A 15,874-nucleotide genomic window follows, 5' to 3' on the forward strand; every position below is an offset into this window, starting at 1 on the left:
CGCCATGTAAGCGCGGGCGTCCCTGATCCGCTCCTGGGTATTGACCGCTTCCATCTCCGCGATCGACCCGATGAACAAGGCGATGCCCCGGCCCAGGGGGGTTGCCAGGTCCAGTCGAGGCGAGTTGCAGACGACGTTCACGCCGTTGTCGAGTGCCCACTTGATCAACCACGCCGTTTCCAGCACGTTCCGGCACACGCGATCGAGCTTCCAAACGATCAGGTGATCCAGCTCGTGCGGGTTGTCGAGCCAGTACCGCAGGTCTGGCCGATCCCAGACGGCGACACTCGTCGCCGAAATGTCCAGTTCTTCAGTGAAGATCAGCTTGTCGGCCCTGATCAGGCCGGCCTCACCCTCGATGATCTCTCTCTGCCGCTCCGGGCTAGATGTACTGTCCGTAAGCGATGAGAGACGGATCGCTCCGACCGCGACACCCCCGACCTGTCGTGGTTCACGCATCTTTTCAGCGTACCTAGCTCTCTGACCTGCGCGTCCTTGCATCCCGGATACCCGCCATTCAAGTGGTAGAACGGCACCGGAACGCAGACCCGGTCGTACTCGGTGTAGGTGCACAGCTCCCCGACGAAGAAGCCGTTGTTGAGGATATTGTGGTGGGACAGGGTGGCGCCCTTGGGAAATCCGGTCGTCCCCGAGGTGTACTGGATGTTGATCGGATCGTCGGCGGACAGCCCCGCGCCGATCTCGGCAAGCACGGACGCATCCGCGGCCCGCCCGGCCGCCACCAGCCGGTCCCACTCGGGCCGGCCAATCAGCAGCACGTCGCGCAGCGCCGGGCAGTTCGGCCGCACCTGCTCGATCATCGCCGCGTAGTCGGAGGTCTTGAAGCTCGGCGCCGCCACCAGCGTCCGGATCCCGGCCTGGTTGACCACGTACTCCAACTCGTGCACCCGGTAGGCCGGGTTGATGTTGACCAGGATCGCCCCCAGCTTCGCCGTCGCGTACTGCACGAAGGTCCACTCCGCACAGTTCGGCGCCCAGATCCCGACCCGATCCCCCTTGCCGACCCCCAGTTCCCGCAGACCCAGCGCCACCGCGGTGACCGCACCGGCCAACTCCGCGTACGACCACCGCCGCCCGGAGGCGCATTCCACCAGCGCGTCCCGGCCACCGTGCGTCGCGACCGTCCGGTCGAAGTTGTCCCCGATCGTGTCACCGAGCAGGGCGACGTCGGAAACACCGGACACATAGCTGGGCAGCGAGGTCATCCCTGCATGGTTGCCGCCCCGGCGAGCACCCGTCAACGGGGCGAACCCACACCATTCACCCGCGACGGGTGAGGCTGCGGGGGTTTCGGCCGCCCGATGATCACAGCCCTGCATCCCGATCGGAGACGAGACATGAGCGATCTCTCCGCTGACCGCCCGCGCGCGGTCAAGGCTCCTGGCACGCTGGCCGGGATCCCGAACCAGCAGTGGATCTCGTGGGTCGCGCTGGCGATGCTGACCACCGGGTCGGTGGCCAGTCTGCGGGCCGCGCCCACCATGGCCGTGTACGGGCTCGCCTGCGTGTTCCTGTACCTCGTGCCGGCGATCCTGTTCCTGCTGCCGCAGGCGATGGTCGCCGCGGAGCTGGCCTCCGGCTGGTCCGGCGGGGTGTACCGGTGGGTGTCCGAGGGCGTCTCCGGGCCGATGGGACTGTTGGCGGTCTGGTGCCAGTTCGCCATGACGATCTTCTACTACCCCACCCTGCTTGCCTATGTGGCCAGCACGCTCGCCTACGTGATCGACCCGGCCCTGGCCAGCAACGGGGTCTATACCGGCGCGGTGATCGTGATCGTGTACTGGGCCGGGGTGTTCGTGTCGGCCAAGGGCATGAAGGAGGTCGCCAAGCTGGCATCGAACGGCCTGGTGATCGGCACCCTGATCCCGGGCGTGCTGCTGGTCGTGATGGGCATCGTCTACCTGTTGCAGGGCAACCCGTCCGAGGCGCCGATGGACGTCGATCACCTGCTGCCCGCCTGGACCGGCATCGCCAGCCTGGTGCTGATCGTCAACAACTTCCTGTCCTACTCGGGCATGGAGATGAACGCGGTGCATGTGAACGAGCTCAAGAACCCGGCCAAGGAGTTCCCGAAGGCGATGTTCGTGGCCATGGGCCTGGTGCTGCTGATCTTCATCCTGCCCGCGCTGGCCGTCGCCTGGGTGGTGCCGCTGGACACGATCAGCCTCACCGCCGGGATCATGCAGGCGTTCACCATCTTCTTCGCGCACTTCGGCCTCGAGTTCCTGGTGCCGATCATCGCGATCGCGCTGGTCTGCGCGGCGACCGGCGGGATGCTCGGCTGGCTCGCCGGGCCGTCCAAGGGCCTGCTGCTGATCGGCAGGCAGAAGGGCTACCTGCCGCCGTACTTCCAGAAGACCAACAAGCAGGGTATCCAGACCAACATCCTGGTCAGCCAGGGCGCGCTGACCACCGTGATCGCACTGATGTACGCGTTCATCCCGGACGTCTCCAGCGCCTACTGGATCCTGTCGGTGATGACCACCCAGGTCTACCTGATCGTCTACGTGCTGATGTTCATCGCCGCCATGCGGCTGCGCAAGAGTCAACCCGACCACCCGCGCGGCTACCGCGCCCCGGCGCTCACCCTGCTGTGCGTGGTCGGCGCACTGTCCTCGCTGGCCGCGTTCGCGATCGGGTTCGTCCCGCCGTCGCAGTTCGGTGGCGGCGGCGCCGGGACGTACGCGTTGTTGATCCTGGCCGGCATCGTGCTGATCGGGCTGCTGCCGCCGCTGCTGTTCTACAAGCTGCGAAAACCCCACTGGCAGACCGAACCGGAGCAACCCGAGCAGGCGGAGGTGCGGCCATGACGACGCCGACGGCCCAGCCCGAGCCCCAGCCCACCACTCCGGTCAACATTCCCGAGAAGACCGGCTGGCAGCAGCCGCACCGCTGGATCATCCTCGTTTCGGTGATCGCGCTCGCGGTCATCGGCCTGGTCCTCTACCGCTTCAACGAGGCGGACCAGGCGGCCGAGGCGAAGGCCCAGGAACTGGTCACCGCGCTGAACGACGCCGGCCTGAACGCGCCGGCCAGCATCGACACGATCGCTCGGGTGCTCGGCACCGACGGCGGCGCGGTGTGCGCGGACCCGGCCGCGGCGCTGTCCAAGGCGATCCTGGACGCACAACTGACCAACGGCGCCGCGTTCGTCGGTCAGCGCCCGATCCGGGCCGAGGTGAAACTGCTCCGCGGCACCGAGGTGGTGCTGCAGGTGTACTGCCCGGAGCAGGTCGAACCGTTCCGCGCGCAGGTCAAGGACTATCTGCTCGACGACATCGTGAACCGCTGAGGGAGACCATGTCCGAGGACACGCTGCGCGACACCGTCGCCTCGCTGATGGGCCGCGCCCGCGCCGATCTCACCGAGTTGGTCTCGTTCCGGTCGGTCGCCGACGCCAAGATCGCTCCGCCGGAGGAGTGCGCGAAGGCGGCGCAGTGGGTGATCGACAAGTTCACCGAGGCCGGGCTGCGGGACGTGCAGGGCTCGCCGACGCCGGACGGCAGCCTGGCCGTGCACGGGCACGCGCCCGGCCCGGCCGGCTCGCCCACCGTGCTGCTCTACGCCCACTACGACGTGCAGCCGCCGCTGGGCGACGACGCCTGGGCCACGCCGGTGTGGGAGCTGACCGAGAAGGACGGCCGGTGGTACGGCCGCGGCGCGGCGGACTGCAAGGGCAACATCGTCATGCACCTGACCGCGCTGCGTGCGCTGCGCCAGGTCTACGGCGAGTTCCCGTGCACGGTCAAGCTGATCTGCGAGGGCTCGGAGGAGCAGGGCACCGGCGGGCTGGAGGAGTTCGTGCCGCCCAACGCCGACCTGCTGCGCGCGGACGCGATCCTGGTCGTGGACACCGGGAACTTCGCCCAGGGTGTGCCCACGCTGACCACGACCCTGCGCGGGATGACCGCCGTCGACGTCACGCTGACCGCGCTGGGCAGCGCCATGCACTCGGGGATGTTCGGCGGCCCGGCGCCGGACCCGGTTGCCGGCCTGATCATGATGCTGGCCTCGCTGCACGACGAACGCGGCAACACCACGATCGACGGCCTGAACGCCACCCAACGCTGGAACGGGGTGGACTACCCGGAGGCGCAGTTCCGGGTGGACGCGAACGTGCTCGACGGGGTCGAGCTGATGGGTGAGGGCAGCGTGGCGGACCGGCTGTGGGCCCGACCGACCGCGACCGTGCTGGGCATCGACATCCCGCCGGTGATCGGGTCGACGGCGGCCGTGCAGGCGTCCACCGCCGCCCGGGTCAGCGTGCGGGTGCCGCCCGGCACGAACGCCCGGCAGGCGCGGGATGCGCTGATCGCCCACCTGCGGGCGCGGGTGCCGTGGGGCCTGCGCTGCGAGTTCGCCGACGCGGGGACCGGGGAACCGTTCATCGGCTCGCTCAACGGGCCCGCGTTCGACGCGATGAAGGCGGCGCTCGAGGACGCCTACGGCCGGCCGCTGGCGACCGCGGGCCAGGGCGGCTCCATCCCGCTGTGCGGCGTCTTCGCCGAGACGTTTCCGGACGCGGAGATCATGCTGCTCGGGGTCGAGGAGCCGAAATGCCTGATCCACGCGCCCAACGAGAGCGTCAACCCGGCCGAGATCGAACACACGGCGCTGGCCGAGGCGCTGTTCCTGAAGAGGTACGCCGAGAGCCGGTGACGACACCGGATCCGGACGCCTTCGCGCTGCTCGCCCGGCTGACCGAGGTGCTGCTGCGGTGGAGCTACGAGGGCACCGCGGGCGCCGAGCGGATCGTGGCCGGGGTCGCGGCCCGGTACGGCCTGAGCGCCGACGTGACGTTCCTGGCCGACGCCGCCATCCTGACCGTCGGAGAGCGGACCGTCGCCCGGTCCGGCTCGCCCACCGTCCCGCCGCTGGACCAGGTCTCCGCGTCCAAGCGGCTGCTCGGCGCGATCGACCGCGGGGAGGTGTCGGCCGGCGAGGCGCTGCGCCGGCTGGACGAGCTGTGCCGGGCGCCGGCGCGCTGGGGCCCGGGCGTCCGAGTGGCCGGGCTGGTGCTGTTCAGCGTCGGATTCGGCATCTCGGTGCAGGCCACCTGGCAGGAGGTGATCGCCTCGGCCGGGCTCGGGCTCACCGTCGGGCTGCTGGTGCCCGCCGCCGACAACCGGCCGCGGTTCGCCCTTGTGCTGCCGTTTCTGGGCTCGGTCGCGGTGACCGCCCTGGTGCTCGTGGCCTACCGGCAAGACTGGATCGACGGCGGCCCGATCCAGCTGATCATCCCGGCACTGTTCTACTTCATCCCGGGCGACGCGCCGTCCGCGGCCATGCTGGAGCTGGCCGACGGCCGGATCAGCGCCGGGGCCACCCGGCTGGTCTACGGCCTTGCCGTGCTGCTGATGCTCGGCTTCGGCGCGCTGACGGCCGTGCTGCTGCTCGGGATGCCGCAGAGCGCGCTGTTCGACGTGGACGTTGCGGGCAACCTTGGCCCGGTCGCGGTGGCCGGTGGCTGGGTGCTGTTCGCGCTCGGGGTGATGTTCACGTTCTCCATGGCGCCGGCCGACTTCCCGCTGGCGCTGGTGCTCGGCACCGCGGCGGTCGTGACGGCGGCTAGCGCCGTGTTCGGCGACGCGGTCGGCACGTTCATCGGCGCCGTCGCGATGACGGTCGCCGCGCTGCTGCTCGGCCGCGGACCGAACCGGCCGCCGCCGTACGTGCTCTATCTCGGCGCGTTCTACGTGCTCACGCCCGGGTCACACGGGCTGCGCGGGATCGAGAGCTGGATCGGCGGGCATCCGGTCCAGGGCGTCGCGGGCGTGGCCGAGATGCTCGGCATGCTGACCGCGATCGGGGTGGGGATGCTGATCGGCGCCGCGGCCGTGCGGCGCCCGCTGTCCGCGGGCACCTGATGGCCGAACCCGATCCGCGCCGGCTGCACGTGCTGCTGCTCGAGATCGGGCGGGCGCTGGCCCTTGCCGGCACCGCGGTCAGCGAGACGGAGGAGCGGCTGCTGCGGATCGCCGCGGCCAACGGTGCCGCCGACGCCCGGATCGTCGTGCTGCCGACCGCGCTCCTGATCGCCGTCGGCCAGGCGAGGGAGACCACGATCGAGGCGATCCCGCAGCGCACCGGGGCGTTGCGGCTGGACCAGATCGCCGCGCTCTACCGGGTGGTCCGGCGGGCCGAGGTGGGCGAGCTGGACCTGGAGGAGGGCCTGCGCGAGCTGCGCGTGATCCGCGCGATGAAGCCGCGCTACGGCGCCGTGGTCACCGTGCTCGCCTACACGGCCATGACCGCCGCGCTGTGCCTGATCCTGCAGCCCACCCCGACCGACGTGCTGATCGCCGCGGGCTTCGGCCTGGTGGTCGGCACGCTGATCCAGCTGACCCGGAACAACCACGCGCTCAGCGTGCTCACCCCGGTGCTGTGCGCGCTGATCGTCTCCGCGTTCACCTTCCAGCTGGTGCAGAAGGGCATCGCCGATCCCGGCCTGCGCACACTGATCGCGCCGCTGGTCACCTTCCTGCCCGGCGGCGTGCTGACCACCGCGACCGTCGAGCTGGCCTCCGGGGAGATGGTGGCCGGAGCGAGCCGGCTGGTGTTCGGCTTCCTGCAGCTGATGCTGCTCTCGATCGGGATCATCGCCGGCGTGGAGCTGGCCGGGCTGCCGCGCGCGGACGCGCTGGAGAACCTGCGCATCGTGGCGCTCGGGCCGTGGGCGCCGTGGGCCGGGGTGGTGATCTTCACCATCGCGGTCAACTTCTACTTCTCCGCGCCCCGCGGCTCCCTGCCCTTCCTGGTGATCGTCGTGCTCACCGCCTGGGCCGGCCAGATGATCGGCGAGCAGCTGTTCGGGTCCGGCGCCAGCGGCTTCTTCGGTGCGCTGGTGATGACCCCGGTGGCGCTGGCCGTGTCCCAGCTGCCCGGCGGGCCGCCGTCCCAGGTGACCTTCCTGCCGGCGTTCTGGCTGCTGGTGCCGGGCGCGATCGGCCTGGTCGGGATCACCGAGCTGGTCGGCAACCCGGCCTCGGCCAGCATGGCCGATCTCATGCAGACGATCGCCGCGGTCGTGTCGATCGCGCTCGGCGTGCTGTGCGGCGTGACCGTGTACCGCGGTGTCGCCGCCGTCCCGCACCGGCTGCGGCGTCAGCGGCGCAGGTAGGCGCGTTCGGCCACCCCCCACGCGGTGCTGGTGCACAGGTAGATCCCGGCGGCCAGCGGCAGCACGGCCGCGCCGAGCACCGAGCCGTACGGCACCAGCCGCAGCGCCGCAGGCGCCTCCTTCGGCAGCAACCGGGTCGACCACCAGGCCAGCGCCGCCAGGACGGCGAACAGCAGCAGGAACACCGGGTGCGCCGCCGAGGCGTGCGCGGCGAGCGGGGTGCCGAACAGGGTGTGGCCGAGCAGCGCGTTCGGCCCGCCGGCCACGGTCCCGGTGCTGAACAGCCGGAACATCACGAAGAAGAACGGCAGCTGGGCGAGCAGCGGCAGGCAGCCGGCGAACATCGACCCGCCGGACTCCTGGTGCAGCCTGGCCACCTCGCGCCGCATCCGGTCCGGATCCTTGCCGTACTTCCGCTTCAGCTCCGCCATCCGGGGTGCCAGCTCCTGCCGGACCCGGTCGCCCCGGGCCGCCGCCCGGGCGAGCGGGTGCAGCAGCAGCCGCACCGCGACGGTGAACACGAGAATGGCCGGTACCGGCCCCAACACATCGACGATCGCGAGCAGGACGTGGTACGCGCCGGCGACCGGCACGTCGAAGAGGGCGAACAAGACTGGGCTCCGTAAGGGAGAGAAGGGACAGGTCGCTGCGGGCGGCGGTGCTAGACCGCCGCCGCCTGTCCCGGTGCTCTCGGCCGAACCCGGCCGGCCGCGTCGGGGTCACGGGTGCGCAGGAACGCCAGGCGCTCGGCGCGGGTGCGCAGGACCAGGGCCCGGATCCGGACCCGCGGCGCGCTCGGCTCCCGGACACCCAGCGCGACCAGGGCCAGCACGGCGACCGCGGCCATGGTCAGCAGCTCGCCCGGATTTCCCACGGGCAGAACGAACAGCGCGACCCACAGCAGTGCGACGAGGACACTGAGCCGCAGCACCGGATCCTCCAGGAGGGAAGCACCTGACGGGGCCGGTTCGGGCCCCGTGCGCCACGCTACTCCTCGGGCTGCCAGGGCAGCGGGACGACGAGGCACGGTCCGCCGACGAAGACGCCGCCGTCGACGCCGAGGGCCTTGCCGCCCGCGTACAGCAGCGGGCCGTCGACCTGGGCGGGGAGGATGCCGAGTTGGTCGGCGATGACGCTGTGGCCGTGCACGATGCGGCTGCCGCCGAGCACGGACAGCAGCTTGTCGACCACCTCTTCGCCGTGCGGACCGCGGAAGGCGTGCCGGGCGGTCATCCGGCGCCAGACCTCCCACCACTCGGTGAGGTCGTCGGAGCGCAGCACCCCGTGCACCGCGGCGTTGATCTCCTCGATGTCGTTGCCCCAGGAGAGGTACTCGAGGGTGTCGGAGTGCATCAGCAGGTGATCGTCGACGAGGGCCAGCACCGGACGCTCGAGCAGCCATTCGACGTGCGCGTCGGTGAGGCTCTCCTGGTCGCCGTTCTGGCCGCCGTTGAGCGCCCAGCTGCGGGCGAAGCTGCGCGGGCCGAACCCGGACGGGACCTCGGTGTCGCCGTACTTCCGCATGCCCAGCAACAGGATCTCGTGGTTGCCGAGCAGGGTGGCCACCTGACCGCCGGCCGCGGCGGCCTGCCGCTCAAGGCGCATCACCAGGTCGATCGCGCCGATCCCGTCCGGACCCCGGTCGACGAAGTCGCCGAGGAACCACAGGCGCGCGGCACCGCCGGACCACGCGCCGTCCTCGTCGAGGAAGCCGGCGGCGGCCAACGCGGTCACCAACTCGGCGTGGTGCCCGTGCACGTCACCGACCACATGGACCGATGTCGACGGCTGCTCGGCGGACACAATGCAGAACGATAAGGCAGACCGCCGGGTGCCGCGTGCCGCGGCGGTCAGTCGGCGCCGAACGGATCCTCGGTGTGCCCGACCAGATCCGCAACGGAGTCGATGATCCGGCTCGGCCGGTACGGGAATCGCTCCGCGGTCTCCCGGGTGGAAATCCCGGTGAGCACCAGGATGGTGCGCAGGCCGGCCTCCAGCCCGGACCGGACGTCGGTGTCCATCCGGTCGCCGATCATCAGCGTGTTCTCCGAGTGCACGCCGAGCGCGTTCAGCGCCGAGCGCATCATCAGCGGGTTGGGCTTGCCCACGAAGTAGGGCGAGTGCCCGGTGGCCCGCTCGATCAGCGCGGCCACCGACCCGGTGGCCGGCAGGGGGCCCTGCAGGCTCGGCCCGGTGGGGTCCGGGTTGGTGGCGATGAACCGGGCGCCCTGCTCGACCAGCCGGATCGCGCTGGTGATGGCGGTGAAGCTGTAGGTGCGGGTCTCGCCGAGCACCACGTAGTCCGGATCGCGGTCGGTGAGCACGTAGCCGATCTCGTGCAGCGCGGTGGTCAGCCCCGCCTCGCCGATCACGAACGCCGAGCCGGCCGGCCGCTGCGCGTCCAGGAACCGGGCGGTGGCCAGCGCCGAGGTCCAGATGGCCGACTCCGGCACGTCCAGCCCGGTGCGCCGCAACCGGGCCCGCAGGTCTCGCGGGGTGTAGATCGAGTTGTTGGTGAGCACCAGGAACGGGTTACCGCGCTCGGTCAGCTCGCCGATCAGCTTGTCGGCTCCGGGGATGAGGTGCTCCTCGTGCACCAGCACCCCGTCCATGTCCATCAGGTAGGTCCAGCCGGTCACCGGCTCGGGCATCGCCTCACCCTTCATCGAGCAGCCGCGCGAACTCGTCCAGCATCGCTCGGTTATACCGCTCGAGCAGGTCCCAATCCTCCGGCGCGAATCTTTTCAGCACCCGTTCGTTGAGTTCGATCATGCTCCGGAACAGGTGCAGGTAGCGGGACTCGTCGAAGCCGACCACCTCGACCAGCACCTTCCGGCGGTCGTGCGGGTCCCGGATCCGGCGCACGAACCCGCGGCGCTCCAGCCGGTCGATCACCCCGGTCACCGCGCCGGTGGACAGTCCGGACTGCTGGGCGATCCGGCCGGCGGTGAGCGGCGCGGCGGCCCGCATGACAAGCTCCAGACACTTGTGATCGGTGCCGGACAGGCCCATCCGCTCGGCGATCCGCGCGTGGAACAGCACGGTCATCGTGGACAGCTCGCGGCCGAGCCGGCCGAACCGCTCGAGCACGTCGGCGGGAACCTGCTCGCTGCCGGTCCGGACCGGACTGGACATCGACCACTCCTCGTGAACTAAGAAGCTTGGCAGTAGAGGCAATACTAGTCGCCGTGATCGTCCGACCGCACGACTACCCTCGTTAGGGTGACAGCGGTTGACCTCGGTCTCCCCACGGTGCGGGGCCCAGCGGGCGGCTCCGGCGGCGCCGACCGGCCCGATACGCCGCACCTGGTCGACTCGTTCGGCCGGGTGGCGACGGACCTGCGGGTATCTCTGACCGACCGGTGCAACCTGCGCTGCACCTACTGCATGCCGGCCGAGGGGCTGGACTGGCTGCCCGGCCCGGAGGTGCTGACCAACGCCGAGCTGATGCGCCTGATGGACATCGCGGTGACCCGGCTGGGGGTGACCGAGATCCGGTTCACCGGCGGCGAGCCGCTGCTCCGCAAGGGCATCGACGATCTGGTCGCGGGCACCGCGGCGCTGCGGCCTCGGCCGCGGATCTCCATGACCACCAACGGGATCGGCCTGACCCGGCGGGCGGCGGCGCTGCGCGCGGCCGGGCTGGACCGGATCAACGTCTCGCTGGACACGCTGGACCCCGAGCGGTTCGTCCGGATCACCCGCCGGGACCGGCTCGACGACGTGCTCGCCGGGCTGCGCGCGGCGCACACCGCCGGGCTGCGCCCGGTCAAGATCAACGCGGTGCTGCTGCCCGGAGTGAACGAGGACGAGGCGGTGCCGTTGCTGCGCTGGTGCCTCGAGCACGACTACCACCTGCGGTTCATCGAGCAGATGCCGCTGGACGCCCAGCACGGCTGGCAGCGCGACCGGATGGTGACCGCGACCGAGATCCTCGAGCGGCTCTCCGGCGGGTTCGAGCTGACCCCGAGCCGCACCCCGCGCGGTGCCGACCCGGCCGAGCGCTGGCTGGTCGACGGCGGTCCGGGCGAGGTCGGCGTGATCGCCTCGGTGACCCGCTCGTTCTGCCAGGCCTGCGACCGCACCCGGCTGACCGCGGACGGCGCACTGCGCAACTGCCTGTTCAGCCAGTCCGAGACCGACCTGCGCGCCCCCCTGCGGGCCGGCGCGAGCGACGCGGAGCTGGCCGACCTGTGGCGGGCGACGATGTGGGCCAAGCTCGCCGGCCACCGGATCAACGAGGCCGGCTTCGCCCAGCCGCTGCGTCCGATGAGCGCGATCGGGGGCTGACCGTATGGACGTCAGGGTCCGGTACTTCGCCGGGGCCAAGGCCGCGGCCGGCACTGCCCAGGAGGAGGTCTCGGCGCCGGCCGGGGCAACCGTGGCCGACCTGGTGACCACGCTGGGCGCCCGGCACGGCGCCGAGCTGAGCCGGGTGCTGACGGCGTGCGGCTTCCTGCTCGACGGGGTGGCCGTGCGGGACCGGGCGGCCCCGCTCACCGAGGGTGCCGAGGTGGATGTGCTGCCGCCGTTCGCAGGTGGTTGAGCATTCGTAACGTGACGTAATCATTGCCCCTGTCAGGGTGATTCAGAACTCATGGAAAAGCTGTCGATCTCGAACTGATAACCTCGTTATTAACGCCGATCACGAAGTCATTGACCTGCGTGAACGCGCATGATCGCCAGACGATAGGCATTGTTACTGTGACGACGGTCACATCTCTTTCGATTTTCCTTTCCACCCGGTGATCCGTACCGTTTCTGGCGTTGGTCCCCGACCAACCGCAACACCGGATGCCCAAAGCGCCGAACCCCGTCCCGCGGGTATCCGAGAAATAAATCCCCGAGTGAAAGAGACTTCCGGATGGGGGCGTGGGCGCCCTTGTGGGCCAGTCCACAATATGTACGCAGGCGCGGGAGAGAGACCCTAATGGCTAACCGAGGCAAGAACCGCAAGCCCCACGCTGCCACCCGTACCCTCGCTCGCGTCGTCGTCGCAGGCGTCGCCGTGGGTGCCCCGTTCGCCCTGGCCACCGGCACCGCTTCGGCCAGCCCCAACTGGGACGCGATCGCCCAGTGCGAAAGCGGCGGGAACTGGAGCATCAACACCGGAAACGGCTACTACGGCGGTCTGCAGTTCAATCCGCGGACCTGGGCGGCCAACGGTGGCTCCGGAAACCCGGCAAACGCCTCCCGCGAGGAGCAGATCCGCGTGGCCGAGAACGTCCTGCGCACGCAGGGTATCGGCGCGTGGCCGGTGTGTGGCAAGCGTGCCGGCGGCGGCTCGGCCGCGCCCGCGAAAGCGAAGGCGGCCAAGCCGAAGACCGTCAAGGCCAAGACCACGCCGAAGCGTTCCGCTCCGGTGGTGACCGCCCCGATCACGGTCGCGTCCAACCCGAACGGTGACTACACCGTTGTGGCCGGTGACTCGCTGTCGAAGATCGCCCAGGCGCAGAACGTCCCCGGCGGCTGGCAGGCCCTGTTCGAGAAGAACAAGGACTTCATCAGCAACCCGAACCTGATCCTGGTCGGCCAGAAGCTCGCCACCAAGTGACGATCGGTACGTAACCGATGTGGCCCCCGTCGCGACTCGCGGCGGGGGCCGCTTCACATTTCAGGGGCAGTTGACCCATTCGTCGGTACCGTCGGCGAAAATCTGGTGCTTCCAAATCGGGAGCCGGCTTTTCACCTCGTCGACGAGATTCGCGCACGCCTCGAACGCGGCCCGCCGGTGGTCGGCGGATACCGCACAAGCCAGCGCCACATCGCCGATTCCCAGCGGCCCGATCCGGTGACTCACCGCGATAGCCCGCAGGCCGGAATGCCGCTTGGCGATATCGCCGGCCACCTCCTCGATCGTGGCCGCAGCGGACGGATGCCCCTCGTAGGTCAGCTCCTGGACGACCCTGCCGTGGTCGTGGTCGCGGACCACGCCTGCGAACGTGACCACCGCCCCGGCGGCCCGGTCGGACACCAGCGCGGCGTGCTCGTCCACGGACAGCGCGGTCTCGCTGATCGCCGCGCGCAGCACCGCCGCGACCGGCACCGGCTCCGCGGCCGGGCGCTCATGGTCGCCGCCGGCCAGCTGGTCGACCGCGTGCCCGAGCACGCCGTCCAGCACGCCGAGCCCGTCCCGCACGCCGCCGGTCGACCCGGGCAGGTTCACCACCAGCGTCCGGCCGGCCACCCCGGCCAGCCCGCGGGACAGCGCCGCGGTCGGCACCGCCGGCAGCCCGGCCGCGCGGATCGCGTCGGCCAGCCCGGGGATCTGGTAGTCGAGCACCGCCGCGGTCGCCTCCGGGGTGCGGTCGGTCGGGCTGATCCCGGTCCCGCCGGTGGTGATCACCACGGTGACCCGCTCGGCGACCGCGTCCCGCAGCGCCGCGGCCACCGGATCGCCGTCCGGCACCACCAGCACGTCGCCCACCTCGAAGCCGCGCTCGCGCAGCCAGGCCGCGATCACCGGTCCGGTCCGGTCCGCATAGACCCCGGCGGCCGCCCGGTTGGACGCCGCCACCACCCGGGCGGTGCGGGACGCAGTCATCGATCCTCCGGTCGGGTCCAGGTGCCGCTCTTGCCGCCCACCTTCCGCACCAGGCGGACCGCGTCCAGGCACGCCGCCGGGTCCACCGCCTTGATCATGTCGTGCAGGGCGAGCCCGGCGACGGCCACCGCGGTCAGCGCCTCCATCTCCACCCCGGTCCGGTCGGTGGTGCGGGCCACCGCGGTGATCTCCACCGAGTCGGCGCCGAGCGCGAAGTCCACCGTGACCGCGGACAGCGCGATCGGGTGGCACAGCGGGATCAGGTCGGGCGTGCGCTTGGCCGCCATGATGCCGGCGATCCGGGCCGTGGCCAGCGCGTCGCCCTTGGGCAGCCCGTCCCGGCGCAGCAGCTCCAGCACCTCGGCCGTGGTGCGCACCGTGCCCCCGGCCACGGCCGTGCGCGCGGTGGCCTCCTTGCCGGACACGTCCACCATCCGCGCGGCTCCGGCAGCGTCCAGATGGCTCAGCTCAGGCACGATTCACATGCTAATCGTGTGCTGGGCCGTGGCCGCCCGGCGCACGCAGTCGGCGACCGCCGGGGCCACCGCCGAGTCGAACACGCTTGGCACGATGAACGAGGCGTTGAGCCGCTCGTCGTCCACCACGTCGGCGATCGCGTCCGCCGCGGCCAGCAGCATCTCGTCGGTCACCGTGCGGGCCTGGGCGTCCAGCAGGCCGCGGAACACCCCGGGGAAGGCCAGCACGTTGTTGATCTGGTTCGGGTAGTCGCTGCGCCCGGTCGCCACCACGGCCGCGTACCGCTGCGCCTCGAGCGGGTCGATCTCCGGGTCCGGGTTGGCCAGCGCGAACACCACCGCGCGCGGCGCCATCGTGGCCACCTGCTCGGCACCGAACAGGTTGGGCGCCGACACCCCGATGAACACGTCCGCGCCGACCAGCGCGTCGTGCAGCGAACCGGTCGTCCCGGCGCGGTTGGTGTGCGCGGCGACCCAGGCCATGTTGTCGTCCATGTTCGGCCGGCCGGCGTGCACGATGCCGTCCACGTCCACCGCGATCACCTCACCCGGCCCGCGCTGCAGCAGCAACCGGATGATCGCCGAACCGGCCGCGCCCACCCCGCACACCACGACCCGGCAGTTGGCCAGCGACTTGCCGACCACCCGCAGGGCGTTGCGCAGCGCCGCGGTCACCACGATCGCGGTGCCGTGCTGGTCGTCGTGGAACACCGGGATGTCCAACTGCTCGCGCAGCCGCGCCTCGATCTCGAAGCAGCGCGGCGCGGCGATGTCCTCCAGGTTGATCCCGCCGTACACCGGGGCGAGCAGGGCCACCGTCCGGATGATCTCCTCGGTGTCCTGGGTGTCCAGGCAGACCGGCCAGGCATCCACGTCGGCGAACTTCTTGAACAGCGCCGCCTTGCCCTCCATCACCGGCAGCGCGGCGGCCGGGCCGAGATTGCCGAGGCCCAGCACGGCGGAGCCGTCGGTGACCACGGCGACGGTGTTGCGCTTGATGGTCAGCCGCCGGGCGTCGTCGGGGTTCTCGGCGATCGCCTGGCAGATCCGGGCCACGCCGGGGGTGTAGGCCCGGGACAGGTCGTCGCGGTTCTTCAGCGCGATCTTGGCCCGGATCTCGATCTTGCCGCCGAGGTGGATCAGGAAGGTGCGGTCGGAGATCTTGCGCACCACCACGCCGGGCAGCCGCTCGAGCTCCTCGGTGATGTCCCGGGCGTGCCCCTCGGACAGCGCGTTGCAGGTGATGTCGACGACGATCCGGTCGGTGTGCGACTCGACCACGTCGAAGGCGGTGATCACGCCGCCGACCTTGCCGATCGCGCTCGCCAGGTCGCCTGCGGCGCTGGCGGAGGGCGGGGCCTCGAGCCGAACCGTGATCGAGTAACCAGGGCCAGGTACCGGCATGCCGTGACCTTATCCCCCAGGCCCGGCCGCGGGGATCCGGCTCAGGGCTCCCAGTTGATCTCGGTCACCGGATGCTCGTAGCCGAGCCGGTCCGGCGGGATCGGAAACTCCAGCTCACCGAACGGGGAGAGCGCACCCTGCCGGTCGGCGGTGGTCTCGCTGACCGGGTGCCGCCCGTGGTCGTCGTCGCCCGGCCATGCCGGGTCGATCCGATCGGTCTTGCCGCCCTTCGCCACCGTTCCTCCCGTTCGTCCTGGCATATCGCCTGCGTACGTTACTCGACCCGGCACCGGCCGGCCGCACCTGTAT

Annotated in this window: 18 protein-coding genes and 1 pseudogene; 8 read left to right on the forward strand and 11 right to left on the reverse strand. The window is 70.9% G+C overall.

What is annotated here, in order from left to right; genetic code table 11:
- Positions 1 to 459, reverse strand: a 459-nt coding sequence (locus tag VFV67_RS13495; RefSeq protein ID WP_326470090.1) for a recombinase family protein, incomplete at its 3' end; no start/stop codon positions are given.
- 53 nt (positions 460 to 512) lie between these two features.
- Positions 513 to 1,226: pseudogene (locus tag VFV67_RS13500) on the reverse strand (AMP-binding protein); the annotation flags it as partial.
- Between the two features lie 132 nt (positions 1,227 to 1,358).
- Between VFV67_RS13500 and VFV67_RS13505 the strand changes: the two are divergent.
- Genes VFV67_RS13505 through VFV67_RS13525 form a run of 5 tightly spaced genes read left to right on the forward strand, consistent with a single transcriptional unit; the run spans position 1,359 to position 7,141 of the window.
- On the forward strand, positions 1,359 to 2,831 hold the full coding sequence (locus tag VFV67_RS13505) for an APC family permease (RefSeq protein WP_326470091.1): 1,473 nt from the start codon (positions 1,359 to 1,361) through the stop codon (positions 2,829 to 2,831).
- Positions 2,828 to 3,313 (forward strand): hypothetical protein, encoded by a 486-nt coding sequence (locus VFV67_RS13510; protein WP_326470093.1) that lies wholly within the window; start codon positions 2,828 to 2,830, stop codon positions 3,311 to 3,313. The genes VFV67_RS13505 and VFV67_RS13510 overlap by 4 nt, the downstream gene beginning before the upstream one ends.
- 8 nt (positions 3,314 to 3,321) lie before the next feature.
- Positions 3,322 to 4,680 (forward strand): dipeptidase, encoded by a 1,359-nt coding sequence (locus VFV67_RS13515; protein WP_326470094.1) that lies wholly within the window; start codon positions 3,322 to 3,324, stop codon positions 4,678 to 4,680.
- Positions 4,677 to 5,888 carry a threonine/serine exporter family protein gene (locus VFV67_RS13520; RefSeq protein ID WP_326470096.1) on the forward strand — a complete coding sequence of 404 codons (1,212 nt, stop codon included), beginning with the start codon at positions 4,677 to 4,679 and terminating at the stop codon, positions 5,886 to 5,888. The genes VFV67_RS13515 and VFV67_RS13520 overlap by 4 nt, the downstream gene beginning before the upstream one ends.
- A complete protein-coding gene (locus tag VFV67_RS13525) occupies positions 5,888 to 7,141 on the forward strand; it encodes a threonine/serine ThrE exporter family protein (protein WP_326470098.1) in 1,254 nt (417 codons plus the stop codon). The genes VFV67_RS13520 and VFV67_RS13525 overlap by 1 nt, the downstream gene beginning before the upstream one ends.
- On the opposite strand, the gene VFV67_RS13530 is transcribed toward VFV67_RS13525, so the two are convergent.
- From VFV67_RS13530 to VFV67_RS13550, 5 genes are read right to left on the reverse strand one after another with little or no spacing between them, the layout of a single operon-like run.
- Positions 7,126 to 7,752: a YidC/Oxa1 family membrane protein insertase gene (locus VFV67_RS13530; protein WP_326470099.1), complete on the reverse strand. Its 627-nt coding sequence runs from the start codon at positions 7,750 to 7,752 to the stop codon at positions 7,126 to 7,128. The genes VFV67_RS13525 and VFV67_RS13530 overlap by 16 nt on opposite strands.
- 50 nt (positions 7,753 to 7,802) lie before the next feature.
- The gene (locus VFV67_RS13535; protein WP_326470100.1) at positions 7,803 to 8,072 is read right to left on the reverse strand and encodes a DUF6412 domain-containing protein; all 270 of its coding nucleotides are present in this window, start codon (positions 8,070 to 8,072) and stop codon (positions 7,803 to 7,805) included.
- Between the two features lie 56 nt (positions 8,073 to 8,128).
- On the reverse strand, positions 8,129 to 8,944 hold the full coding sequence (locus VFV67_RS13540) for a metallophosphoesterase family protein (protein ID WP_326470101.1): 816 nt from the start codon (positions 8,942 to 8,944) through the stop codon (positions 8,129 to 8,131).
- 47 nt (positions 8,945 to 8,991) lie between these two features.
- Positions 8,992 to 9,792 (reverse strand): HAD-IIA family hydrolase, encoded by an 801-nt coding sequence (locus VFV67_RS13545; protein WP_326470103.1) that lies wholly within the window; start codon positions 9,790 to 9,792, stop codon positions 8,992 to 8,994.
- Between the two features lie 4 nt (positions 9,793 to 9,796).
- Positions 9,797 to 10,276, reverse strand: a complete 480-nt coding sequence (locus VFV67_RS13550; RefSeq protein ID WP_326470105.1) for a MarR family winged helix-turn-helix transcriptional regulator — start codon at positions 10,274 to 10,276, stop codon at positions 9,797 to 9,799.
- Between the two features lie 117 nt (positions 10,277 to 10,393).
- On the opposite strand from VFV67_RS13550, the gene moaA reads away from it, so the two are divergent.
- The 3 genes from moaA to VFV67_RS13565 all read left to right on the forward strand — a co-directional run bounded on the left by moaA (position 10,394) and on the right by VFV67_RS13565 (position 12,695).
- The gene (moaA, locus tag VFV67_RS13555) at positions 10,394 to 11,431 is read left to right on the forward strand and encodes a GTP 3',8-cyclase MoaA (protein ID WP_326470369.1); all 1,038 of its coding nucleotides are present in this window, start codon (positions 10,394 to 10,396) and stop codon (positions 11,429 to 11,431) included.
- 4 nt (positions 11,432 to 11,435) lie between these two features.
- Entirely contained in the window at positions 11,436 to 11,687 is a 252-nt protein-coding gene (locus VFV67_RS13560; RefSeq protein ID WP_326470106.1) for a MoaD/ThiS family protein, read from the forward strand.
- A gap of 384 nt (positions 11,688 to 12,071) precedes the next feature.
- Positions 12,072 to 12,695, forward strand: a complete 624-nt coding sequence (locus tag VFV67_RS13565; RefSeq protein ID WP_326470370.1) for a transglycosylase family protein — start codon at positions 12,072 to 12,074, stop codon at positions 12,693 to 12,695.
- A gap of 60 nt (positions 12,696 to 12,755) precedes the next feature.
- On the opposite strand, the gene VFV67_RS13570 is transcribed toward VFV67_RS13565, so the two are convergent.
- The 4 genes from VFV67_RS13570 to VFV67_RS13585 are packed head-to-tail and all read right to left on the reverse strand — an operon-like array spanning position 12,756 to position 15,801.
- Complete coding sequence (locus tag VFV67_RS13570; RefSeq protein WP_326470107.1) at positions 12,756 to 13,685, reverse strand: molybdenum cofactor biosynthesis protein MoaE; 930 nt, start codon at positions 13,683 to 13,685, stop codon at positions 12,756 to 12,758.
- Positions 13,682 to 14,161, reverse strand: coding sequence for a cyclic pyranopterin monophosphate synthase MoaC (moaC, locus tag VFV67_RS13575; RefSeq protein ID WP_326470108.1), 480 nt, complete (start codon positions 14,159 to 14,161; stop codon positions 13,682 to 13,684). The genes VFV67_RS13570 and moaC overlap by 4 nt, the downstream gene beginning before the upstream one ends.
- Before the next feature lie 3 nt (positions 14,162 to 14,164).
- Entirely contained in the window at positions 14,165 to 15,565 is a 1,401-nt protein-coding gene (locus VFV67_RS13580) for an NAD-dependent malic enzyme (protein ID WP_326470109.1), read from the reverse strand.
- A gap of 41 nt (positions 15,566 to 15,606) precedes the next feature.
- Entirely contained in the window at positions 15,607 to 15,801 is a 195-nt protein-coding gene (locus tag VFV67_RS13585; protein ID WP_326470110.1) for a hypothetical protein, read from the reverse strand.
- Positions 15,802 to 15,874: the final 73 nt, after the last annotated feature.

It is taken from the genome of Actinophytocola sp., assembly GCF_035762905.1.
Taxonomy (GTDB): domain Bacteria; phylum Actinomycetota; class Actinomycetes; order Mycobacteriales; family Pseudonocardiaceae; genus DASYTH01.

Excerpts from the sequence above, each read along its gene's own strand:
- VFV67_RS13570 (WP_326470107.1), bottom strand. The coding sequence starts at position 13,685 with ATGACTGCGTCCCGCACCGCCCGGGTGGTGGCGGCGTCCAACCGGGCG.
- VFV67_RS13545 (WP_326470103.1), bottom strand. The coding sequence starts at position 9,792 with ATGCCCGAGCCGGTGACCGGCTGGACCTACCTGATGGACATGGACGGG.
- VFV67_RS13505 (WP_326470091.1), top strand. The coding sequence starts at position 1,359 with ATGAGCGATCTCTCCGCTGACCGCCCGCGCGCGGTCAAGGCTCCTGGC.
- VFV67_RS13560 (WP_326470106.1), top strand. The coding sequence starts at position 11,436 with ATGGACGTCAGGGTCCGGTACTTCGCCGGGGCCAAGGCCGCGGCCGGC.
- VFV67_RS13550 (WP_326470105.1), bottom strand. The coding sequence starts at position 10,276 with ATGTCCAGTCCGGTCCGGACCGGCAGCGAGCAGGTTCCCGCCGACGTG.
- VFV67_RS13565 (WP_326470370.1), top strand. The coding sequence starts at position 12,072 with ATGGCTAACCGAGGCAAGAACCGCAAGCCCCACGCTGCCACCCGTACC.
- VFV67_RS13525 (WP_326470098.1), top strand. The coding sequence starts at position 5,888 with ATGGCCGAACCCGATCCGCGCCGGCTGCACGTGCTGCTGCTCGAGATC.
- VFV67_RS13515 (WP_326470094.1), top strand. The coding sequence starts at position 3,322 with ATGTCCGAGGACACGCTGCGCGACACCGTCGCCTCGCTGATGGGCCGC.
- VFV67_RS13580 (WP_326470109.1), bottom strand. The coding sequence starts at position 15,565 with ATGCCGGTACCTGGCCCTGGTTACTCGATCACGGTTCGGCTCGAGGCC.
- VFV67_RS13510 (WP_326470093.1), top strand. The coding sequence starts at position 2,828 with ATGACGACGCCGACGGCCCAGCCCGAGCCCCAGCCCACCACTCCGGTC.